The organism is Clavibacter davisi (genome assembly GCF_052751415.1).
Window position 1 is genome coordinate 3,047,289 of the sequence record NZ_CP199882.1, and the last position, 20,261, is coordinate 3,067,549.

The 20,261-nt window shown below is 74.7% G+C and carries 22 protein-coding genes, 1 tRNA gene and 1 riboswitch; of the genes, 10 read left to right on the top strand and 13 right to left on the bottom strand.

Translation table 11 applies throughout. From position 1 onward, the window contains the following. Positions 1-3 precede the first annotated feature (3 nt). From ACU4ZT_RS14460 to ACU4ZT_RS14490, 7 genes are all read right to left on the bottom strand, one after another. On the bottom strand, positions 4-1,272 hold the full coding sequence (locus ACU4ZT_RS14460; protein WP_445337421.1) for a type II toxin-antitoxin system HipA family toxin: 1,269 nt from the start codon (positions 1,270-1,272) through the stop codon (positions 4-6). After that, positions 1,265-1,513 carry a helix-turn-helix domain-containing protein gene (locus tag ACU4ZT_RS14465; protein ID WP_445337422.1) on the bottom strand — a complete coding sequence of 83 codons (249 nt, stop codon included), beginning with the start codon at positions 1,511-1,513 and terminating at the stop codon, positions 1,265-1,267. The genes ACU4ZT_RS14460 and ACU4ZT_RS14465 overlap by 8 nt, the downstream gene beginning before the upstream one ends. A gap of 100 nt (positions 1,514-1,613) precedes the next feature. Next, positions 1,614-1,937, bottom strand: a complete 324-nt coding sequence (locus ACU4ZT_RS14470) for a DMT family transporter (RefSeq protein ID WP_414748764.1) — start codon at positions 1,935-1,937, stop codon at positions 1,614-1,616. Positions 1,938-1,947: 10 nt separating this feature from the next. Next, positions 1,948-2,012, bottom strand: a riboswitch (guanidine-III (ykkC-III) riboswitch). Between the two features lie 48 nt (positions 2,013-2,060). Continuing rightward, positions 2,061-3,419: an ABC transporter substrate-binding protein gene (locus tag ACU4ZT_RS14475; protein WP_063071568.1), complete on the bottom strand. Its 1,359-nt coding sequence runs from the start codon at positions 3,417-3,419 to the stop codon at positions 2,061-2,063. Between the two features lie 128 nt (positions 3,420-3,547). Then, positions 3,548-4,459 carry an alpha/beta hydrolase gene (locus ACU4ZT_RS14480; RefSeq protein ID WP_445337423.1) on the bottom strand — a complete coding sequence of 304 codons (912 nt, stop codon included), beginning with the start codon at positions 4,457-4,459 and terminating at the stop codon, positions 3,548-3,550. A gap of 60 nt (positions 4,460-4,519) precedes the next feature. Further along, on the bottom strand, positions 4,520-5,506 hold the full coding sequence (gene glpX / locus ACU4ZT_RS14485) for a class II fructose-bisphosphatase (protein WP_043668345.1): 987 nt from the start codon (positions 5,504-5,506) through the stop codon (positions 4,520-4,522). A 57-nt stretch (positions 5,507-5,563) separates the two neighbouring features. Further along, on the bottom strand, positions 5,564-6,829 hold the full coding sequence (locus tag ACU4ZT_RS14490) for an AI-2E family transporter (RefSeq protein WP_445337424.1): 1,266 nt from the start codon (positions 6,827-6,829) through the stop codon (positions 5,564-5,566). Positions 6,830-6,936: 107 nt separating this feature from the next. Between ACU4ZT_RS14490 and ACU4ZT_RS14495 the strand changes: the two genes are divergently transcribed. The 4 genes from ACU4ZT_RS14495 (at position 6,937) to ACU4ZT_RS14510 (ending at position 10,792) form a co-directional block, all read left to right on the top strand. Then, complete coding sequence (locus tag ACU4ZT_RS14495) at positions 6,937-8,067, top strand: FecCD family ABC transporter permease (protein WP_445337425.1); 1,131 nt, start codon at positions 6,937-6,939, stop codon at positions 8,065-8,067. Positions 8,068-8,136: 69 nt separating this feature from the next. Next, positions 8,137-9,165, top strand: coding sequence for an ABC transporter substrate-binding protein (locus ACU4ZT_RS14500; protein WP_445337426.1), 1,029 nt, complete (start codon positions 8,137-8,139; stop codon positions 9,163-9,165). After that, positions 9,162-9,971, top strand: a complete 810-nt coding sequence (locus tag ACU4ZT_RS14505; RefSeq protein WP_414748769.1) for an ABC transporter ATP-binding protein — start codon at positions 9,162-9,164, stop codon at positions 9,969-9,971. The genes ACU4ZT_RS14500 and ACU4ZT_RS14505 overlap by 4 nt, the downstream gene beginning before the upstream one ends. After that, a complete protein-coding gene (locus ACU4ZT_RS14510) occupies positions 9,968-10,792 on the top strand; it encodes a class I SAM-dependent methyltransferase (RefSeq protein ID WP_414748770.1) in 825 nt (274 codons plus the stop codon). The genes ACU4ZT_RS14505 and ACU4ZT_RS14510 overlap by 4 nt, the downstream gene beginning before the upstream one ends. Here ACU4ZT_RS14510 and ACU4ZT_RS14515 read toward each other — a convergent pair. Continuing rightward, positions 10,747-11,484 (bottom strand): ABC transporter ATP-binding protein, encoded by a 738-nt coding sequence (locus tag ACU4ZT_RS14515; RefSeq protein ID WP_414748771.1) that lies wholly within the window; start codon positions 11,482-11,484, stop codon positions 10,747-10,749. The two genes, ACU4ZT_RS14510 and ACU4ZT_RS14515, sit on opposite strands and share 46 nt — an antisense overlap. Further along, positions 11,481-12,566, bottom strand: coding sequence for an ABC transporter permease (locus tag ACU4ZT_RS14520; RefSeq protein ID WP_063071563.1), 1,086 nt, complete (start codon positions 12,564-12,566; stop codon positions 11,481-11,483). Before ACU4ZT_RS14520 ends, ACU4ZT_RS14515 begins: the two co-directional genes overlap by 4 nt. A 147-nt stretch (positions 12,567-12,713) precedes the next feature. Between ACU4ZT_RS14520 and ACU4ZT_RS14525 the strand changes: the two genes are divergently transcribed. Then, a complete protein-coding gene (locus ACU4ZT_RS14525) occupies positions 12,714-13,895 on the top strand; it encodes a sensor histidine kinase (protein ID WP_445337427.1) in 1,182 nt (393 codons plus the stop codon). Further along, positions 13,892-14,512: a response regulator gene (locus ACU4ZT_RS14530; protein WP_063071561.1), complete on the top strand. Its 621-nt coding sequence runs from the start codon at positions 13,892-13,894 to the stop codon at positions 14,510-14,512. Before ACU4ZT_RS14525 ends, ACU4ZT_RS14530 begins: the two co-directional genes overlap by 4 nt. Positions 14,513-14,671: 159 nt before the next feature. Here ACU4ZT_RS14530 and ACU4ZT_RS14535 read toward each other — a convergent pair. Together ACU4ZT_RS14535 and ACU4ZT_RS14540 are read right to left on the bottom strand one after the other, a co-directional pair. Continuing rightward, positions 14,672-14,761, bottom strand: a tRNA-Ser gene (locus tag ACU4ZT_RS14535). 130 nt (positions 14,762-14,891) lie between these two features. Next, the gene (locus ACU4ZT_RS14540) at positions 14,892-15,476 is read right to left on the bottom strand and encodes a hypothetical protein (protein WP_414748776.1); all 585 of its coding nucleotides are present in this window, start codon (positions 15,474-15,476) and stop codon (positions 14,892-14,894) included. A 173-nt stretch (positions 15,477-15,649) separates the two neighbouring features. On the opposite strand from ACU4ZT_RS14540, the gene ACU4ZT_RS14545 reads away from it, so the two are divergent. Further along, entirely contained in the window at positions 15,650-16,291 is a 642-nt protein-coding gene (locus ACU4ZT_RS14545) for an HAD family hydrolase (RefSeq protein ID WP_445337428.1), read from the top strand. 25 nt (positions 16,292-16,316) lie between these two features. Here the strand turns inward: ACU4ZT_RS14545 and ACU4ZT_RS14550 are convergent, their stop codons facing one another. Further along, positions 16,317-17,042: a GAF and ANTAR domain-containing protein gene (locus ACU4ZT_RS14550; protein ID WP_063071558.1), complete on the bottom strand. Its 726-nt coding sequence runs from the start codon at positions 17,040-17,042 to the stop codon at positions 16,317-16,319. 50 nt (positions 17,043-17,092) lie between these two features. Beyond that, on the bottom strand, positions 17,093-17,794 hold the full coding sequence (locus tag ACU4ZT_RS14555) for a GAF and ANTAR domain-containing protein (RefSeq protein ID WP_270981280.1): 702 nt from the start codon (positions 17,792-17,794) through the stop codon (positions 17,093-17,095). Between the two features lie 181 nt (positions 17,795-17,975). Here ACU4ZT_RS14555 and ACU4ZT_RS14560 point away from each other — a divergent pair, with 181 nt between their 5' ends. The 3 genes from ACU4ZT_RS14560 (at position 17,976) to ACU4ZT_RS14570 (ending at position 20,130) form a co-directional block, all read left to right on the top strand. Then, positions 17,976-18,707, top strand: a complete 732-nt coding sequence (locus ACU4ZT_RS14560; protein WP_445337429.1) for an NADPH-dependent F420 reductase — start codon at positions 17,976-17,978, stop codon at positions 18,705-18,707. Between the two features lie 10 nt (positions 18,708-18,717). Then, positions 18,718-19,518: a sulfite exporter TauE/SafE family protein gene (locus ACU4ZT_RS14565; protein WP_445337430.1), complete on the top strand. Its 801-nt coding sequence runs from the start codon at positions 18,718-18,720 to the stop codon at positions 19,516-19,518. A gap of 87 nt (positions 19,519-19,605) precedes the next feature. Next, on the top strand, positions 19,606-20,130 hold the full coding sequence (locus tag ACU4ZT_RS14570; protein ID WP_445337431.1) for a putative immunity protein: 525 nt from the start codon (positions 19,606-19,608) through the stop codon (positions 20,128-20,130). The last annotated feature ends 131 nt before the right edge of the window (positions 20,131-20,261 follow it).

Below are 20,261 nucleotides of genomic sequence, written 5' to 3' on the forward strand. Positions count from 1 at the left end.
GCTTCACCGAGGCTCCGATATCTCGTCGCCTGCGAGAAGACGTGCGACGTTCCACTCCAGCCCTTCCCGCATGCCCGGTGTCGTCTTCGGCGACGCGTCGATCGTGTCCAGCGCTCGCGCGAACCGCTCGATCATGTCCTGGACGACATCCTCTATCCGTCGCCGACTCGTCACACGCCACGAGTCCGCCTCGCGCACGATCCGCTCGACGCTCATGCGCCGATGGTCGAAAAGGCCGTCGACCGCGAGCGCCAGGTTCCAGTCGATGCGCTCCGGCTGGTACAGGTTGGGAACCGCGTCGTAGACGTCGGACAGCGTGTCCCTGCCGGGGAGATGGATGATGCCGACGTTCTTGGCGTGCCCGTCGTTGTCGCCGATGAGGATGCGGTATGTCAGCTGGCGGATCCACAGCTCGACCGCGTCCTCGTCGAGGCTCGCCGCCGCCTCGGCGATGCGCAGAGCTGACGGCCGCCGAGCCGGGGCGGGTTCACGCGGATCCTGGAACTTCGCCTGGTCGTCGACCCAGTCGAGGCTGAGCGCCTGAGCCATGTCCTCCTGATGGAGCAGCTCGATCGTCTCTCCCGAGACGCGCCGGTCGAAGCGCTCGATGGCGAGGTACGTCACGGCCCCGGCCTTGCCGATGAAGCTGTCGAATCTCGACAGACCGAGTTCTCGGGTGAGCTGGTGGCTGTGGTGCTCATCGTGGATGGCGCTGGGTCGGGAGGGGAGCTGCGGCTTGACGATGTGCGTCGAGTGGGCGCCACCGTGCGGCTGCAGCCACGGCCCATCCTCGGTGAACCGGGTGAGCAGGACCTTGGGTTGGAAGCCCTGGATCATGGACCTGCTGTCGTCACGCACGGCGAGATCTCCGTCCGCAACCGCCTTCCGCAGCAACCTGGCCAGGTCAGACGGAGTCAGGGGCTCGAACGCCGCAGATGAGGCCCGTGGTTCGGCTGCCCCGTGGAAGGTCACCGCACCGGCGATGGACGATCCGAACTGCTCGAGCGTCGCGTAGAGGTCACGCGGGTCGAAGGAGTGCCGCTCCGCCAGCGCCCGACGCTGGTTCCCCTCGGGGGTGTAGCCGCCGAAGAGACTCGAGGCCAGATCGCTCCGCACCTCCGCGCCCGCGAGCGTCGCGAAGGCCTCGGTCAGGCGCACATCCGTCGGAGAGCCCTCGGGGCTGACGAAGAACCGGATCCGCTCGATCCGGCTCCCTCTTTCCACGCGACCGAGGTCCGCACCGTGGAGGCGCACCGTGAGAGCGTCAGGCATCGCCCCGCTCCGTCTCGTCGAGCTCATAGCTGACGGTGACCCGTATCCGGAGCAGTCGCAGGACGCGGAAGAGTCGCGTGACGAACAACGGAGGTCGCGTCCCGGACTCCAGCTCGCGGACGTAGAACCGCTCGAACCCGAGCTTCTCCGCCAGATCGGACTGGGTCATCCCGCGGGCGAGGCGGACGTGCTTGATCGCCTCTCCCAGATCGGAGTACTTGCGAATCTCGTTGTCTGGCATGGTGATGTGAGCATATCCCCACATGCAGGCTATGTGAGTAAAAACTCACATGCGCGCGATGTGGGGATATCCCCACACCGCACACGGGATCCCACGGCAGTCAGTGCCCGGAGTCGACGAGCTTGAGGCCCACCACGCAGCCGACGAGACCGAGCAGCAGCAGCACCTTCACGACGCTCGCGGGCTCCTCGCCCGTGATGATCGCGTAGGTCACGGTGAGCGCCGCGCCGATGCCGACCCACACGGCGTACGCGGTGCCCGTGCTGATCTCGCGCATCGCGAACGCGAGCCCGGCCATGCTCGCGACGACGGTCACGGCGAAGACGACGGTCGGCACGAGCTTCGTGAACCCGGCGGACCTCCCGAGGGCGGTGGCCCACACGGCCTCGAGCACCCCGGACACGATGAGGACGATCCACGACATGACTTCTCCTTGCGGCCAGTCTTGTCGCGTTCCGGGTACTGATCCCTCGTCCGGGAGCGCGGGTGGGCGCCCGCCTCCGACGCTACCCGGGCGCCCTGGTCACGGCGTGTGCAGATCGGCGGATCAGCGCGCCGCCTGCTCGTAGGCCCGCATCGCCGCGGTCTGCGCGTCGCCGAGCGCCTGCTCGGGCGTCTTGTCGCCGAGGAGCGTCGAGGCGACCGCGTTCTGGAGCTCGCTCTGGATCTGCTGCCCGGCGGGCGACCCGCCGATCGAGCGTCCTTCCGCCACCACGTCGTAGAACGTCGCGATGGCCTGGTCGATCCCGTCGTCGCCGCTCGGCACGACGTGGGCGTCGCGGACCGCCTGGTCCGCGGCCGGGGATCCCGTGAACAGGCCCGTGTAGATGCCGCCGTTCTCGGCGACCGTGGCGGCACGGACGTCGCCCGCGGCCTCCCACGCCTCCTGGCTCGTGAGGTCGAGCATCCACGCGCACGCGGCGTCCTTGTTCGCGGCGCCCGCGGGGATCACGAACGCGGATCCGCCGGCCACCGCGAAGGGCTCGCCGTCGCGGTCGCGGAACGGCACGGCCGAGATGTCGATGTCGTCGCGGTACGGCGCCACCACGTTGAGGTACCACTGGGCGTCGACCTGCGCGCCGACCTGGTCCTTCACGAACTGGTTGCCGTCGCCGAACGTGTCGAACGCGTCGGTGAAGCTCTTCGCCTTCGCGTAGCCGCCCTGCGCGTCGGACAGCCGCTGGAGGAACTCGAGGCCCGGGAGGTTGGCGGCGTCGTCGAGGGTGGGCTTCCCCTCGTCGTCGACGAGCTGCCCGCCGAAGCCGAGCATCCAGAGGGCGGCCTGGCTGGTGGGCACGGCGTCGAGGCCGAGCACCGCGGGGTCGCCGCCGGACTCCCGGTAGACCTTCCCGACGGCCTCGAGGAGCTGGTCGGGCTTCGACGTGTCGAACTCGTCGGCCCTCACGCCGGCCGCCGCGAGCACGCGCTCGTTGAGGAGGATCGCCGGCGGCTGGAAGAACTGCGGCACGGCCCAGATCGCGTCGTCGTAGCGGATGTCGTTCGTGACGGACTCGTAGAAGCGCTCCTCCGGGTCGACGCCGTTCACGGAGTAGCACTCGTCGAGCGGGAGGATCAGGTCCTGGGCCGCGTAGGTCGCCACGAACTGGCGGTCCATCTGCACGACGTCGGGCGTCTGGCCGCTCGCGACGCGGGTCGTGAACTTCTGCGCGTCGAACGCGGTGGAGTCGAGGTCGATCGTGACGCCGGAGAGCGCGTCGGCCGCGTGCTGCATGCGGGCCTTCCCCACGTCGTCCGCGCCGTCGAAGGCCCACGCCTTCAGGGTGCCCGTGGCCTCCTCCGTGAAGGAGGCGTCGGCCGAGCCCGTGCCGCCGGATCCGCATCCCGCGAGCAGCGTGGCCGTGGCGGCCGCCGCGATCACCGCGAGCGTCCTGTGTGTCCTGGTCATGGGGATCCCTCCGCGAGCACCGGGCCTCGTCGCCCGCTCCTCGAACGTACGCCGCTTCTCCTCCCGCGATCCGGGCGGCCGCCGGCGGGACGGCGCGAGCGCGGGCCGAGCCAGGGCGCGCGCTCGCGTCAGGCGCGGAGCAGCTCGACCATCGCGTCACGCGCGCGGGCGCCCTCGGGGATCGGCATGAGCGCGTACACGTGCAGCAGGTTCGGCTCCACGTGGATCCGCACCGGGTGCCCGGCGGCGGCCGCCTTCCGCTCGAGGGCGCGCGCGTCGGCGAAGAGGATGTCGTGCGTGCCCGTGAACACCGTGATGCGGCCGACGCCGGCGAGCGATCCGCGCAGCGGGCTGACCCGCGGATCCTCCACCGGCAGGTCCCCGCGCCACGACTCGACGGCGGCGCGCAGCCCGTCGACCGCGAGCCACGGGTCGGTGGGCTGGATGCGCGCGATGAGCGGATCCGCGAAGGAGAGGTCGAGCGCGGGCGAGAGCAGCACGACGTCGCGCGGCGCGGGCACGCCCCGGTCGCGCAGCGCCAGGGCGGCCGACAGCGCGATCTGGCCGCCCGCCGAGTCGCCCATGAGCGCGACGCGGTCGGCGCCGACCTCCGCGACGAGCGCCGCCGCGAGGTCGGCCGTGCGCTCGACGACCTCCGCGGCCGTGCCCGAGGGGACGAGCGGGTAGATCGGCACGGTGAAGGTCGTGCCGGTGCGGCGCGCGAGGCCCGCGACCAGCCACCAGTGGAAGGGCGAGATCTCGTGGGTCCAGCCGCCGCCGTGCGCGTAGAGGGCCCGGCGGCCATCGCCACCCGCGGCCCGCGCCGGCGCCACCTCGTAGACGTGCCAGCCGCGCTCCACCCGCGCGGTGACGCGCACCCCGCGCAGGAGCGGCGGCGGGGCGAACCCGCCCGGCCGCAGCACGCGGCGGCCGGCCCGGCGCATCGTGCGGTCGGGCGACGCGAACTCGCCCTGCCCGCCGACCACCGCGATGACCGGCGGCACGAGCCGCGACATCAGGCTGCGGGGCGTGCGCGTCACGGCCGGGGCCGCATCGTCGGGGTGGTCGGGGTCGTCATGGTCGTGCGGCGTGCGGTCGGGTCAGGCCGCGGGGCTGTACCACTTGGAGACCAGGTGGTCGGCCTCCACGCGGCGGATGGTGCCGGAGTGCGAGCGGAGCACGATGCTCGAGGTGCGGATCATGCCGCGGTGGCGGGTGACGCCCGCGACGAGTGCGCCGTCGGTGACGCCGGTGGCGACGAAGTACGCGTTGTCGCCCGTGACGAGGTCGTCCTGGTCGAGGATGCGGTCGAGGTCGTGGCCCGCATCGATCGCCCGCTGCCTCTCGGCGTCGTCCTTGGGCGCGAGGCGCGAGAGGAGCACGCCGCCGAGCGCCTTGATGGCGCACGCCGTGATGATGCCCTCGGGCGTGCCGCCGATGCCGACGCACATGTCGATGCGCGAGTCGGGGCGGGCCGCGTTGATGCCGCCCGCGACGTCGCCGTCGAGCAGCAGGCGGGTGGAGGCGCCGGCCGCGCGGATCTGCGCGATGAGGTCGGCGTGACGCGGTCGGTCGAGCACGGCGACCTGCATGTCCTCGACCGCGAGGCCCTTGGCCTCGGCGAGCGCGCGGATGTTGTCGCCGATGGGGCGGTCGAGGTCGACGACGCCGCGGCCCTCGGGGCCGGTGACGAGCTTGTCCATGTAGAAGACGGCCGACGGGTCGAACATGCTGCCGCGGTCGCTGACCGCGATGACGGAGAGGGCGTTCATGCGGCCGGCGGCGGTGAGGCTCGTGCCGTCGATGGGGTCCACCGCGATGTCGCACGCGGGGCCGAAGCCGTTGCCGACGTGCTCGCCGTTGAAGAGCATCGGCGCCTCGTCCTTCTCGCCCTCGCCGATGACGACGAGGCCGTCGAACGCGACGGTGCCGAGGAACTTGCGCATGGCGTCGACCGCGGCCCCGTCGGCGGCGTTCTTGTCGCCCTTGCCGATGAAGGGGGCGGAGCGGATGGCCGCGGCCTCGGTGGCCCGGACGAGCTCCATCCCGAGGTTGCGATCCGGATTCGAGTAGTTCTCCTCGGTCATGGTGGGGTCCTCCCGGTAGAGACGTTGGCGGTCGGCTCCGTCGACTCCGCAGGTGCGTCAGTCCGATCCTACGGCGGGGGCGCCGGCCTTCCAGCTGCCTCCGGCGATGTGCCGGACCATCACGTTGAGGGTCGCCACGAGGGGCACCGCGAACAGGGCGCCCGCGACGCCGCCGACGTAGGAGCCGGCCGCGACGGCGAGCACCACGGCGAGCGGGTGCACGTGCACGGCCCCGCCCATCACGAGCGGCTGCAGCACGTGCGACTCGAGCAGGTGCACGCCGATGACGGCCGCCAGCATGATGACCGCCTGCAGCGGCCCCACGAACACGAGCGCGATGACGACCGCGAAGGCGCCCGAGACGATGGCCCCCACGACCGGGATGAAGGAGGCGAGGAACACGACGACCGCGATGGGGATGGCGAGCGGGAGCCCGAGGAGCCACGCGGCGATGCCGATGCCGACCGCGTTGCCCGCGGCCACGAAGATCTGCACGCGCGTGAACGCCGAGAGCGTGCCCCAGCCGGCGCGGCCGGCGCCGTCGATGGCGGGACGCGCGCGCCGCGGGAACACCCGGACGACGAAGCCCCAGATGCCGCGGCCGTCGATGAGCACGATGACGATGGTGAAGAAGGCGAGCAGCGCGCCCGTGACCAGGTGGCCGACGCCGAGCCCCGCGTCGAGCGCGCCGGTGAGCAGCGCCTCGCGGCTGTTCTCGAGGGCCTTGCCCGCGGAGGCGAGCAGCGCGTCGTAGTCGGCCGGCACCACGTTGAAGGGCGGTTGCGCGAGGAGGTCGCGCACGTCCTCGAAGCGCGCCATGGCCTGGCGCTGCAGGGTGGGGATGCCCGTGTTGATCTGCGTGACGAGCAGCAGCACGAGCCCCGCGATGACGACGGCCGTGGCGAGCAGCGTGGACGTGATGGCGACCCACGCCGGCCAGCCGCGCTTCCGCAGCGACGCGACGAGCGGCTGCAGCAGCGCGCAGACGAGCAGGCCGATGAGGAACGGGATGACCACCTCCTTGAGCGAGACGAGGATCCACACGGCCCCGGCCACGGCGATGCCGATGACGATGAGGCGCCACGACCAGTCGGCGGCGAGCAGGACGCCCGGGGTGACGCCGCGCTCGGCGGCGCGGCGGGCGTGCGGGGTCGTGACGACGGGCGGCGCGGACGCGCCCGGCGAGGGCTCGACGTCGTGGGACATGGCGGTGCTCCGATCTGGATGCGCGAGGAGGACCGTCCCTCGATTCGAGGTGAGGCCGGCGCCCATCATGGCGGGGCCCGACGGGAGCGCGGGCGACGGCACCCGATGCGTGTGCATGAGGATCCTCCGCGTCGCTGTGCGGGATCCGTGCGGCGCCGCCCCCAGGGGTCGGGCGTCGCCCATCGGACATGTGAGAATGCTTCTCGACAACAGGAGGACGCCCGATGGATCCGCTCGTCGAGCATCCCGATGCCCCCGCGCCCGCTGCCGGGCGGGCACCCGTCGCGGCCCCGGCTGCCTCCGCCCCCTCCGTCGCCGCCGTCCTCCGCCGGGCCCGCCGCCGCGGCCGCACGACGCTCGGCGTGCTCGCCCTGCTCCTCGCCGCGGTCGTGCTCGCGGCGCTCGCGATCGGGCCCGTGCCGCTGCCGCCGACCACGGTCGCCGGGATCCTCGGCGAGCGCCTGCTCGGCCTCCCGCACGGCGACTGGTCGGACTCGGCCGCGCAGATCGTGATCGGCACGCGGGCGCCGCGCGTCGCGATGGCCGTCGTCGCCGGCGCCGTGCTCGCGGCCGCGGGAGCGCTCCTCCAGGCGCTGGTGCGGAACGCCCTCGCGGATCCGTACCTCCTCGGCCTCAACTCGGGCGCGTCCACGGGCGTCGCGTTCGTCGTGCTCGTCGCGGGCGGCGGCAGCGCGCTCCTCTTCTCCGGCGCCGCGCTCGCGGGCGCGATCGGCGCCGTGCTCCTCGTGACCCTGCTCGCGGGCGCCGCCGACCGCCGCGGTCCGCTGCGGCTGGTGCTCGCCGGGCTCGCCGTCGGGTACGCGCTCAACGCCGCGACGAGCTTCCTCGTGTTCTCGAGCGACTCCCCCGAGGCCGCGCGATCCGTGCTGTTCTGGCTGCTCGGATCCCTGGCCAGCGTGCAGCCGCTCGCCCTCGCGGGAGCGGCCGTGGCCGCCGCGGTCGGCCTCACCGCGCTCGTCGTGGTCGCGCCGCTCGTGGACGCGCTCGCGTCCGGCGACGACTCCGCGCGCTCCGCGGGCCTCGACCCGGAGCGCGCGCGCATCGGCCTGATGGTGGGCGTCTCGGCGATGGTCGGCGTGATCGTCGCGGGCGTGGGCGGCGTGGGCTTCGTCGGCCTCGTGGTGCCGCACCTCGCCCGGCGGCTCGTCGGCGGGCGGCACCGCCTGGTGATCCCTGCGGCCGCGCTGCTCGGCGCGATGCTGCTCGTCGGCGCCGACACGGTCGCGCGCACGGCCCTCGCGCCGCAGGAGATACCGGTCGGCGTGGTCACCGGGATCCTCGGCGCGCCCTTCCTCCTCGTCCTCCTCCGCCGCGGAGGGATCCGCGCGGCCTGAGCCGCCGACCCGCCGCCACCTCGTCCCCGCACTCCCCCCGCACATCGACCGACCGACCCAGGAAGCCCCATGACCCGATCCCCCGCGCCCCGGCGCCCGCTCACCGCCCGGCGCCCGCTCGCCCTCGTCGCCGCCGCGACCCTCCTCGCCGGGCTCGCCGGCTGCGCGCCCGCGCCGACCAGCGCGCCGGGCGCCCAGGATCCGTCCGCCGGCACGTCCTTCCCCCTCACCATCACGAACTGCGGTTCGCCCGTGACCCTCGCGGCACCGCCCCAGCGCATCGTGCTCGTGAACGCCGACGAGATCCCGAACCTCGAGGCGCTCGGCGCCGTGGACCGCGTGGTCGCGATGACCGGCTCCCTGCAGCCCGACCTCTACGCCCCCGCCACGTACGACACGCTCGCGAAGGCCGACGTCCTGTCGACCGAGACCAACGCGACCGGCGGATCCGTGGTGTCCCAGGAGAGCCTCATCGGCATGCGGCCCGACCTCGTCATCGCGCCCGAGAAGGCCGTCGACCGCGCGGCCCTCGCGGCCAGCGGCATCCCGCTCTACACGCCGAGCGCGTACTGCGCGGATCCGGCGCCCGAGCTCCGCACGACCGCCACCTTCGACCGCGTGTGGGACGAGCTGCGCTCGCTCGGCGCGGTGCTCGGCGCGGGCGACCGCGCGGAGCAGGCGATCACCACGGCCCAGGCCGGCCTCGCGGATCCCGCGCCCGACGCCGGCACGGCCGCCGCGCTCTACGTCTCCTCCGGCGGCAGCGTGCTCTCCCCCTACGGCGGCCCGAGCATGGTGACGCCGGTCTTCCAGGCGGCCGGCCTCCGGAACGTCTACGCGGACTCCGACCAGCGCGTGTTCGACGCGAACGTGGAGGACATCGTGGCCCGGGATCCGCGCACCGTCGTGCTCCTCTACTCCAGCGGCTCGCCCGACGACGCGATCGCGGCGTTCCGCGGGGCGCCCGGCGTCTCCGGGCTCTCGGCCGTGCGGGACGGGCGCGTGGTGGCGCTGCGGTTCCCGTTCACGGATCCGCCGAGCATGCTCTCCGCGAAGGGCCCGGCCGAGCTCGCGGGGCTCCTGGCCGCCCTGCCGTGATCCGCGCCGAGGGCGTGCGCGTGGTCGCGGGCGGGCGCGTCCTGCTCGACGACGTCTCGTTCAAGGCGCCGACCGGATCCGTGACCGGCATCGTCGGCCCGAACGGCGGCGGCAAGACCACGCTGCTGCGCGCGCTCGTGCGCGCCGTGCCGCTCGCGGGCGGTCGCGTCACGATCGACGGCGAGGACGTGCGCTCGCGCTCGCGCCGCTGGATCGCCCGCCGGATCGCGGAGGTCGGCCAGCGCCAGGAGCCCGACGAGTCGCTCACCGTGGCCGACGAGGTCGCGCTCGGCGGCCTCGCGGAGCACGGCGTGCTGCGGTCGGGCGGATCCTCGCGCGACGCCCGGATCGCCGCCGCCCTCGACGCCGTCGGCCTCGCGCACCTGGCCGCCGACCGGCTCGCGACCCTCTCGGGCGGCGAGCTCCAGCGGGTCGCCCTCGCCCGCGCGCTCGCCCAGGGCGCCGGCCACGTGCTGCTCGACGAGCCCACCAACCACCTGGACATCCGGCACCGGCTCGAGGTCGTGGGGCTGATGCGGCGCATCGCCCCGACCGTGGTCGTCGTGCTGCACGACCTCGAGGCGGCCGCCGCGGCCTGCGACCACGTGGTCGTGCTCGACCGCGGGCGCGTGGCCGGCGCCGGATCCCCGCGCGACGTGCTCCGCCCGGAGCTCCTCGACGCGGTCTACGGCGTGCGCACCACCGTGATCCCCGATGCCGGCGGGCACCCCCACCTCCGCTTCACCCTCCCCGCGCCGGGCGACCCGCTCGGCGCATCCATCCCCCTCGAGAGGACCCGACCATGACCGACACCACCACCGCCCCGACCGCGGCCGACGCCGCCGTGATCGCGGACGCCCGCTCCCTCGCCGCCCGCTGGGACGCGCAGCAGACCGGCTACATCCGCCACCGGGCCGAGCGCTTCGCGACCATCGCGCGGGTCGTGCGGCATGTGGCCGCGGGCTCCGCCGCGCCGCGGATCCTCGACCTGGCCGGCGGCACCGGCTCGCTCGCGCTGGAGATCCTGGCCGCGATCCCGGGCGCCACCGCCGTCGTCGCCGACAAGGACCCGGCGCTGCTCGCCATCGCCGCCGACCTCGCGCTCGGCGAACCGCGCCTGGAGATCGCCGAGGTGGATCTCGCGCACGCCGGCTGGGCGGACCACCCGCTCATCGCCCGAGGCGGCTTCGACGCCGTCGTCTCCTCCACCGCCCTGCACTGGCTGCAGCCGGCCGCGCTCGTCGACGTGTACCGCGCGCTGCCCGCGCTCGTCCGCCCGGGCGGCATCGTGCTGAACGGCGACCACCTCTCCTACGACGCGCACCAGGAGGGCACGCTCCGGCGCATCTCCCTCGCGGACGACCAGGAGGTGCAGGACGCGGCGTTCGCATCCGGCGACGTCGACACCTGGGACGCGTGGTGGCAGGCCGTCGCCGACACCCCGCGCTACGCCGCCGCCCTCGCCCGCCGCGACGAGGTCTGGGGCGAGGAGCTCCACGTCGCGCCCCCGAAGGTCACGCTCGGCTTCCACCTGGAGGCGCTCCGCAGCGCGGGCTTCCCGGAGACGGGCACGCTGTGGCGCTACCTGGACGACGTGGTGCTGTACGCGGTGCGCGGGACGGACTGAGCGCGATCGCTCGCATCGTCCGCCACGATCCGCCCGTCCACCACCGTGACGAGCCGGTCGAGCGCGGCGCGGTGCACGAGGTCGTGGGTCACGAGCAGGGTCGCCGTGCCCTGCTCGTGGCTGAGCTGGGCGATGAGGTCCATGATCTCGGCGCCGCGCTCCTGGTCGAGCGCGCTCGTGGGCTCGTCGACGAGGAGCACGGACGGGCCGTGCACGAGGGCGCGGGCGATGGCGACGCGCTGGCGCTGCCCGCCGGACAGCTGCGCGGGCCGCTTGCCCGCGTGGGCGGCGAGGCCCACCGCGTCGAGGAGCTCGTCGGCGCGGACACGGACGGCGCGACGCCGCGCGGATCCGCCGCCGCCGAGCTCCGCCATCACGAGGAGCTGCTCGCGCGCGGTGAGCGACGGGATCAGGTTCGACTGCTGGAACACGATCCCGATGCCGTCCCGGCGGAGCGCGGTCGCCTCCGTCCGGCTGAGGGTCGCGGCGTCGACGTCGCCGATGACCACGCGGCCGGAGTCGGGGCGGATCAGCGTCGCCGCGACCGCGAGGATCGAGGACTTGCCGGAGCCGGACGGCCCGGTGATGCCGGTGACGACCCCCGCGGGCGCCGTGAGCGAGACGTGGTCGACCGCGGTGAGGCGGGAGTCCCCGTCGGGGAAGGTGAGGGTGACGTCGTCGAGGAAGATCATCGGTTGCTCCCGAGTGCGGTGAGGGGGTCGGCGTGGGTGACGGTGCGGAGCGCGACGGCGGCGCCGGCGAGCCCCAGGACGGCCATGACGGCCGCCGGGAGGACGGTGGTGAGCGGGCTCAGCAGGAACGGGATGGTGCCGCTCGCGAGGTATCCGAGGCCGGCGACCACGGCGATGCCGACGCCGATCCCGAGCACCAGCACCACGAGCGCCTGCCCGAGCGCGTCCCGGATGAGCGACGCGTCGGATGCGCCGAGCGCCTTGAGCACGGCGATGTCGCCGGCGCGCTGCATGGTCCAGACGGTGAAGAAGGCGCCGACGACGAGCGCGGAGACGCCGAACAGCATCGCGATCATCAGGCCGAGCGAGCCGACCTCCGACTTGAAGGTCTCGAGCGCGCCGAGGCTGGTGAGCGCCGGGGAGGCCGTCGTGTGCGTGGCGGCCTGGGCGACGTCCCAGTCGGGGGATCCGGAGACGGCGAGCACGGTCGCGTCGCCGTCGCCGCCGAGCCGCTGGTCGGCCGCGGCCCACGCTGCGGGGGTCAGCGCGACGACGGGCGTGTGGCTGTAGGAGGCGTCGCCGCCGATCGAGGCGACGCGGTAGTCGGTGCCGGCCACGGTGATCCGGTCGCCGACGGCCGCGTGCAGCGAGCGCGCCGCCGCCGAGGACAGGCCGACCGCATCGTCCGCGGTGGGCGCGAGGTCGGTGACCGTTGACGCCGGGGCGCCGTGCGGCACCCCGAACAGCGCGACCGCGACGGCGGATGCGGCGTCGCCCGTCGGGGTGGCCCGGCCCTGGACGATGCCGACGGGCGTGACCGCCGTGACGCCCGCGGTGCCCCGCCAGGCGGCGACCGTGGCGTCGTCGAGCGACGACTGCGCGAACGACGGCTGCCCGGCGTCCGGCTGCGCGAGCACGAGCCGGTCGCCGGGGAGGCCGAGCACGGCGGAGACGTCCTGCTCCGCGAGGCCGCCGGTGAGCCCGGCGAGGAACCCCACGAGCAGGGTGATGAGCGCGACGACCGCGCCGATGAGCGCGAACCGGCCCATGGCGAATCGGAGGTCTCGACGGGCGACGAACACGGTGGATCCTTCCGGCGCCGGGACCCTCCCTGCCGCCGTGACGAGCCTCGCCGCCCGGCCCTCCACATCCATCGGGGAGGAGTTCGGTCCTCCGATCGAACTTCCGATTGATCCGCTCCCCGCCTCGCGCCCGTAGCCTTCAGGCAAATGGCCGCGCACAGCACCCTCACCCCCGTCTTCGTCGGACTCCGCACGGGGCTGCACGTGCTCTCCGCGGCGCTGCTCACCCTCGTCGTGGTGCGCGTGCTCGTCGTCGAGGGGCCGCGAATGCCGGCCGCGCTCGCGCTCTCCGCCGCCTTCGCCGTGCTCTACCTGCTCGGCGCGCGCGTGCCGGCCGCGCGCCCGTCGCGCCGCGTCGCCGCGGGGGCCGTGTGGATCACCGCGCTCACCGCCGCGTGGATCGCGCTCCTCGTGCTGGTGCCGGATGCGGCGTACCTCGTCTTCCCCCTCTTCTTCCTCTACCTGCACCTGCTGCCGCGCGTGGTCGGGCCGGTCGCCGTGGTCGTCGCGACGCTCGTGGCGGTGGTGGCGCTGGGGCTGCACGGCGGGTTCACGGTCGGCGGCGTGATCGGGCCGCTCGTCGGCGCGGGCGTCGCGCTCCTCATCGGCCTCGGCTACCGGGCGCTCGCGCGGGAGTCCGCCGAGCGGGAGGAGCTCGTCGCCGAGCTGATCGCGACGCGCGGCCTCCTCGCCGCCACGGAGCGGGAGCAGGGCGTGCTGACGGAGCGCGCGCGGCTCGCCCGGGAGATCCACGACACGGTCGCGCAGGGGCTCACGAGCATCCAGATGCTGCTGCACGCGGCGGAGGCGGCGGACGGCGACCGGCCGGGCCTCGAGCACATCCGCCTCGCGCGCGCGACCGCGGCCGACGGCCTCGCCGACACGCGCCGCTTCATCCGGGAGCTGGCTCCGCCGTCGCTCGACGCCGGGCTCGGCGCGGCGCTCGGCCGGCTCGGCGCGCAGTGGCGCCGGGAGGGGCTGCGGATCGACGTGGCGGTGCCGCCGTCCGACCCGCCGCTCCCCATGGCCGTGCAGACCGCCCTGCTGCGGATCGCGCAGGGCGCCGTCGCGAACGTCGCCCAGCACGCCGACGCGCGGTCCGTCGAGATCGGCGTCGCCGTCACGGACGCGCACGCCACGCTCATCGTGCGCGACGACGGCACGGGCTTCGACCCGGAGCGCGTCGGGGAAGATGCGGGCACGACCGACTCGTTCGGCCTGCGCGCGATGGCGCAGCGGGTGGAGCAGCTCGGCGGCCGCCTCGACGTCGACAGCGCGCCCGGCCGGGGCACCACCATCACCGCGATCCTGGAGGTCGATCCCTCGTGATCCGCATCGTCATCGCCGACGACCACCCCGTCGTCCGCGCCGGCCTCCACGCCGTGCTCGACGTCGTCGACGACATCGACGTGGTGGGCGAGGCGTCCACCCCCGACGAGGCCGTGGAGCTCGCCGCGTCGCTCGTGCCCGACCTCGTGCTGATGGACCTCCGCTTCGGCCAGGAGCGCACGGGCGCCGACGCGACCCGGCAGATCCGCCAGGTGGAGGCGGCCCCGTACGTGCTCGTGCTCACCAACTACGACAGCGACGGCGACATCCTCGGCGCGGTCGAGGCGGGCGCCAGCGGCTACCTCCTCAAGGACGCGCCTCCGGCCGAGCTGCTCGCCGCGGTGCGGGCGGCCGCGGCCGGCGAGAGCGCCCTCGCGCCCGCGGTCGCCAGCCGCCTCCTCGCCCGGATGCGCGCCCCGCGCGTGAGCCTGTCGTCGCGCGAGATCGAGGTGCTCCGGCTCGTCGCCGACGGTGCCTCCAACACCGAGGTGGGCGCGCGCCTGCACATCACCGACGCCACCGTGAAGTCGCACCTCGTGCACGTGTTCTCGAAGCTCGGCGTGAGCTCGCGGACGGCGGCGGTCGCGGCGGCGCGGGAGATCGGGATCCTGCGCTGAGGCGGATCCGCGGGGCCGGTCGACGGCGCGCGGACGCGCGCCCGGGGTGCGCCGGGTGAGATGCACGCGGTGAGATGCCCGGGAACGACGAAGGGCCCCGGTCTCCCGGGGCCCTTCGCGCGGATCGGGCTGCGCGCGAGGCGCGGCGCCGGATCCATCTGGCGGTGGCGGTGGGATTTGAACCCACGGTGGAGTCTCCCCCACACACGCTTTCGAGGCGTGCTCCTTAGGCCGCTCGGACACGCCACCGGGATCGAGTGTAGTACAGGGCCGGGCGGGAGCCGCACGGGCGGCGGGCGGCGCAGCGGCGGCGGCCGACGAGCGGCGAGCGACGAGCGACGAGCGGCGAGGCGGCCCGCCGGCCGCGGCCCGACCCGGATCAGCGCGCAGCCGACAGCGCCCGCACCACCACCGGCACCTCGACGCGCACCGGAGCCGCCGCGAGCCGGCCCGCCGCACGCGGCACGACCACGGGCGCAGACGCGTCGACCACACGGATCCCGCGCACCTCGACCGCGCCGGGCACGGGGACGACGACCAGGTCGCCCGCGACCACGTCGGCGGGCAGGCGCACGGCCGCGCCGCCGATCTCCGCGGGCCGGGCCGCGGCGGTCGACGCCCGGCCGATCAGCCGCGCCTCCTCCCACGCACAGGCGAGGCCGGCGATGTCCGCGTCGACGAGCATCGCGCGCGGGGCGTCGGCGGTGGCGGGCGCGACCGCGAGGATCCGCAGCACGACCGCCGAGGTGCGTGCCGTCGCGGAGGCGCGCCCGCTGCTGCCCGGCTCGACCGCGGCGGCGGTCACGGTGCAGGCGGTCCCCCGCTCCGCGGCGAGCGCGACGAGGGACACGTCGCCGACCCGCAGGTCGGTGGTGGTGGCGGTGGTGCCGACGGGCCAGCGCGTGGCGGCGAGCGGATCCGGGATGCTGCGGCGGAGCGACGGGAGGATCGCGGTGAGGGTCATGGCCTCCGGTCTACCCCCGCGGGGCCCGGTCCGCGCCCGCCCTCACGGAAGCCGTGCGCGCGGGGCGGCGACCCTCACGGGATCCGCACGGCGGCCGGGACGACGCGCGCGCCGCGCCGCCCGACCGGGCATGCTCGAAGGACCCGCCCGCCCCGATCCGCACCTGGAGCCCCATGCCCGAGAACCGCGACCCCGCCATCCCCTGGCTGCTCTTCGACATCGGCGGCGTGCTCATCACGCGGCCCGACGACATCGGCGCGCTGACCCGGGCGCTGGATCCCGCCGGCGTCGCGGGCGAGGACGCCGAGGCTAGCGTGCGTGACGCCTTCGACGCGCATCGCCAGGAGTACGACCGGGGCGGGAGCGCCCGGGCCTTCTGGGAGGCGGTGGCCCGGGACGTCGGCGCCGACGTCCCCACGGACGACGGCCTCGCGGAGCTGATCGCCATCGAGCAGCGCCGCTGGGGATCGCCCGACGAGGAGACGACCGCCGCCCTCGACCGCGCCCTCGCCGCCGGCTACCGGCTCGCCGTGCTCTCGAACGCCCCGCACGAGCTGGCCGACGTGCTCGAGGACCGCGACGGCTGGGGATCGCGCTTCGAGCACGTGCTCACGAGCGCGCGGATCGGCATGGCGAAGCCCGACGCGGACGTGTGGCCGCTCGCGTGCGCGCGCCTCGACGCCCCGGCCGAGCGGATCGTCTTCGTCGACGACAAGCCCGAGAACGTGGAGGCCGCCCGCCGCGCCGGGATCCACGCGCACGTGTGGGAGGGGCTGGGCACCCTCGACCGGATCCTCGACGGCACGCTCGCCTGAGACCTGCCCCGCGCCCCCGCGCACGCTAGCCCCGCGCCCGCTCCAGGGTGATCCGCCCGGCCACGATCCCCTCGGCGACCTGGGGCATCGCCTGGCTCGTGCTGCGGGCCTGCCGGCGGATCATGCGGAACGCCTCGTCCATGTCGACCCCGTGCGTGTGCGCGATGACGCCCTTGGCCTGCTCGATGAGCACGCGGCTGTCGAGCGCGTGCCGCAGCTGGTCGCGCACGACGGTGCTGTCGCGGATGGTGCGCTCCTGCAGCACGCTGATCGTCGCGACGTCGGCGAGCGCCTGCGCGGCGACCGCGTCGGCGTCGTTCAGCACGCCCTCGTGATCGCGGAAGAGGTTGAGGGATCCGATGATGTCGCCGCGCAGCCGCAGCGGGATCGCGTGCACCGACACGTACCCGGCGCCCGATGCCTGCGCCGCGAAGGCCGGCCAGCGGTCGGCGATCGCGCGCACGTCCGCGACGGACACGACCCGTCCGGTGGTCACGGCCTCGACGCACGGGCCCTCGCCGACCTCGACCTGCATCAGCCCGACGAGCCGGCTCCTCTCGCTCGTGGACGCGACGACCTCGAGGTGCGCGGCGTCCGGCCCGATGATGATGCCCGCCGCGCTCGCGTCGAACAGCAGCGTGGCCTGATCGACGAGGGTCTGCAGCAGCTCCAGCACGTCGAAGTCGCTCACGAGCGAGTCGGCGAGGCTGACGAAGGTGCGGACGAGCAGTCCTTCGCGGGTGTCCGGCATCGGCGTGGTCCCTCCGGGTCGTTCGGGCGGTGAGTGGTCCGTGGTGCGCATCAGCGGTCCGGGGTGAAGTCGAGGACCCGTCCCACCACGTCCTCGGCGACGTCGCGCACGCTGCGCCCCGTCGCGAAGGCGTGGCCCCGGAGGACGAGGAGCGCGTCGGCCGGCGGGATGCCCATCTGCGCGACGACCATCCCGGTGGCCTGGTGGACCTCGCGGCGCGAGAACCGGCCCTCCCACGATCCAGTGTCCTCCTGCGGGGCGTCGGCGGCGAGGAGCGCGCGGCGGAGGACCTGGCGCGCGACGATGCGCGTGAGGCCGGTCGCGTCGGTCACCTGCTGGTCGGAGATGTCGCGGGCGGTGCGGGAGTAGAGGTCGACCGCGCCGAGGCTGAGGCCCGCGACCACGAGCGGGAACGCGAACACCGCGCCGAGCCCGCTCTCGTGCATGGCCTGGCGGGCGAGGGGCCAGGTGGGGTCGTCGGATCCGCGGACGTCGGGCTCGAGCACCGGCCGGCGGGTGGCGAAGGCCACCCAGCACGGGCCCTCGCCGAGGTCGAGCTGGATCTCGTCGAGCCGCGCGGCGTGGTCGTCGGACGCGCAGAGGGTCTCGTTGCCGAGCGGATCCCCGAGGGTGGAGACCGCGGCGCCGTTCATCCCGATGGCCGCGACGAGCGGCCCGCAGAGGTCGTCGCCGGACGCGGTGGCCCGCTCGAGCGCGGAGGCCGCGTCGGCGTAGAGCGCACGGTCAGCCATGCGGATCCTCGCGATGGGGGATCGTGCGCATGTCGCCTCCTCGGCCCGTCGGATGCGCGGGCGGGACGACGGGACCCGACCGCCTCGCCACCCTACCTTCGGGACGGCCCGCGGCCCATGGCCCGGTGCCGCGCGGGCCATGATGCCGCCCGCGCCCGTCGCCGGAGGGGAGGATGGGGGCATGACGCAGCACGCCGACGCCCCCGCCCGCCGCGACGACGCCGAGGGAGCGGCGCCCCGGGCGACCGTCGGGATCCTCGGCGCCGGCAAGGTCGGCACGGTGCTCGCCCGCCGCGCCGTCGCCGCGGGGCACCCCGTCCTCATCTCCGGATCCGGCGACCCGTCGCGCATCGCCCTCATCGTCGAGGTGCTCGCGCCCGGCGCCGTCGCCACCACCTCGGCGGACGCGGCCGCGCGCGCCGACGTCGTGATCCTCGCCCTCCCCCTCGGCAAGCTGCCCTCCGTGCCCGCCGCCGAGCTCCGCGGGAAGCTCGTGGTCGACGCCATGAACTACTGGTGGGAGGTGGACGGGCACCGCGACGACCTGGCGCACCCCGCCTCCTCCACGAGCGAGCTGGTGCAGGACTTCCTCCCGGACTCGACGATCGTGAAGGCCTTCAACCACATGGGCTACCACGACCTCGACGAGGGGCCGCGGCCGTCCGGCGAGCCCGGCCGCAAGGGCATCGCGGTCGCGGGCGACGACGACGCGGCGCGCGCGACGGTCGCGGCCCTCGTGGACGCGTTCGGCTTCGACCCCGTGGACATCGGTCCGCTCGCGGCCGGCCGCGTGCTCGAGCCCGGCCGCTCCCTCTTCGGCGTGAACGTGGACGCGGACGAGATCCGCCGCCTGGTCGCGCTCGAGTCGGCGGACGCCTCGCGCGCCGGGTCCGCCGCCGGCCCAGCCGAGTAGCCGGCGCCCGGTGGACATCGGCGGATCCCTCGGCGAGATCACCCTCACCGTCGCGCTGCTCATGCTGCTGGCGGCGCTGGCGGCCGGCTGGATCGACGCGGTCGTGGGCGGCGGCGGCCTGCTGCAGCTGCCGGCGCTGCTGCTCGTGCCGGGGATCACGCCGGTGGAGGCGCTCGCGACCAACAAGCTCGCGTCGCTGTTCGGTACGTCGACGAGCGCGGTCACCTGGTACCGGCGCACGCACCCGGACCTCCGCACCGCGCTGCCGATGGCGGCCGTCGCGCTGGCCGGCTCCTACGGGGGCGCGAGCCTCGCGGCGCTGCTGCCTTCGTCGGTTTTCAAGCCGCTCGTGGTGGTGGCGCTGATCATCGTCGCCGTCGTCACGATCGCCCGCCCGCGGCTCGGCGACGTCGCCGCGCTCCGTCACACCGGCCGGAAGCACCACGGGATCGCGGCGCTGCTCGGCGTGGTCATCGGCTTCTACGACGGCCTCATCGGACCCGGCACGGGCACGTTCCTGATCATCGCGCTCATCACCGCGCTCGGCTACGACTTCGTGCTCGCGAGCGCCAAGGCGAAGATCGTGAACGTCGCGACGAACCTCGGCGCCCTCGCCTTCTTCATCCCGCAGGGCCACGTGCTCTGGGCGCTCGCGCTCGGCATGGGCGTCGCCAACATGCTCGGCGGCTACGCGGGATCCCGGATGGCCGTCGCGCGCGGCAGCCGCTTCATCCGCATCGCGTTCATCGTGGTGGTCGCGGTGCTGATCGTGAAGGTCGGGTCGGACGTGGTGGCGGAGTGGGCGGGGTGATCGATCGATCACATCCGCGGAGGTGATCGATCGATCACCTCCGCGCCGACCCTGGTGTCACGGTCCGGCCGCTGCCAGGCTCCTCCCATGCCCATCCTCCCCGCGGAGCGCGACCCCGGCCTCATCACCGTCCGCCGCGGCGGCACGCTCACCGACGACGACCACCGGCTGCTCGCGCTGTGGGCCGTGGAGTGCGCGGATCACGTGCGGCCGCTGTTCGAGGCGGAACGCCCGGACGACCCGATCCTGCGCGCGACGCTCGAGGTGGCGCGCGGCTGGATCCGCGGCGAGGTGCCGATGAAGGAGGCGCACCAGCAGGCGTTCCGAGCGAACGCGGCGGGGAAGGGCCTGCCGGATCCCGCGCGCTTCGCGGCGCTCGCGGCCGGGCAGGCCGTGGCGGTCGCGCATGTCGCGGCGCACGACCTCGGGGCCGCGGCGTACGCCATCCGCGCGGCGAGCGCCGCCGCCCCGCCCGCCGGACGCGACGCCGCCCTCGCCGCCGAGCGGGCGTGGCAGCGCGAGCGGATCCCGGCGCACCTCCGCGACGCCGTGCTCGCCGACCAGCGAGCCCGGTCGAGCATCTGCTGGGGCGTGTTCGACGACCTGCTCTGACGCCAGACCTGTCCCTACCCGCTCGTGGCTGCGATCAGCGGAGAGGGCGACGACAGCCCACTCGCCCATGCAGCACGCGAGGTGCACCGCGCATGGAACACGCAGCCCGATCACACGCAAACCCCTGACTG

Coding starts and splice junctions, on each gene's coding strand:
- ACU4ZT_RS14545 (WP_445337428.1), top strand. CDS start 15,650: ATGCCCGAGAACCGCGACCCCGCCATCCCCTGGCTGCTCTTCGACATC.
- ACU4ZT_RS14540 (WP_414748776.1), bottom strand. CDS start 15,476: ATGACCCTCACCGCGATCCTCCCGTCGCTCCGCCGCAGCATCCCGGAT.
- glpX (WP_043668345.1), bottom strand. CDS start 5,506: ATGACCGAGGAGAACTACTCGAATCCGGATCGCAACCTCGGGATGGAG.
- ACU4ZT_RS14465 (WP_445337422.1), bottom strand. CDS start 1,513: ATGCCAGACAACGAGATTCGCAAGTACTCCGATCTGGGAGAGGCGATC.
- ACU4ZT_RS14555 (WP_270981280.1), bottom strand. CDS start 17,794: ATGGCTGACCGTGCGCTCTACGCCGACGCGGCCTCCGCGCTCGAGCGG.
- ACU4ZT_RS14560 (WP_445337429.1), top strand. CDS start 17,976: ATGACGCAGCACGCCGACGCCCCCGCCCGCCGCGACGACGCCGAGGGA.
- ACU4ZT_RS14460 (WP_445337421.1), bottom strand. CDS start 1,272: ATGCCTGACGCTCTCACGGTGCGCCTCCACGGTGCGGACCTCGGTCGC.
- ACU4ZT_RS14495 (WP_445337425.1), top strand. CDS start 6,937: ATGGATCCGCTCGTCGAGCATCCCGATGCCCCCGCGCCCGCTGCCGGG.
- ACU4ZT_RS14500 (WP_445337426.1), top strand. CDS start 8,137: ATGACCCGATCCCCCGCGCCCCGGCGCCCGCTCACCGCCCGGCGCCCG.
- ACU4ZT_RS14570 (WP_445337431.1), top strand. CDS start 19,606: ATGCCCATCCTCCCCGCGGAGCGCGACCCCGGCCTCATCACCGTCCGC.
- ACU4ZT_RS14550 (WP_063071558.1), bottom strand. CDS start 17,042: ATGCCGGACACCCGCGAAGGACTGCTCGTCCGCACCTTCGTCAGCCTC.
- ACU4ZT_RS14510 (WP_414748770.1), top strand. CDS start 9,968: ATGACCGACACCACCACCGCCCCGACCGCGGCCGACGCCGCCGTGATC.
- ACU4ZT_RS14490 (WP_445337424.1), bottom strand. CDS start 6,829: ATGCACACGCATCGGGTGCCGTCGCCCGCGCTCCCGTCGGGCCCCGCC.
- ACU4ZT_RS14475 (WP_063071568.1), bottom strand. CDS start 3,419: ATGACCAGGACACACAGGACGCTCGCGGTGATCGCGGCGGCCGCCACG.
- ACU4ZT_RS14525 (WP_445337427.1), top strand. CDS start 12,714: ATGGCCGCGCACAGCACCCTCACCCCCGTCTTCGTCGGACTCCGCACG.
- ACU4ZT_RS14515 (WP_414748771.1), bottom strand. CDS start 11,484: ATGATCTTCCTCGACGACGTCACCCTCACCTTCCCCGACGGGGACTCC.
- ACU4ZT_RS14470 (WP_414748764.1), bottom strand. CDS start 1,937: ATGTCGTGGATCGTCCTCATCGTGTCCGGGGTGCTCGAGGCCGTGTGG.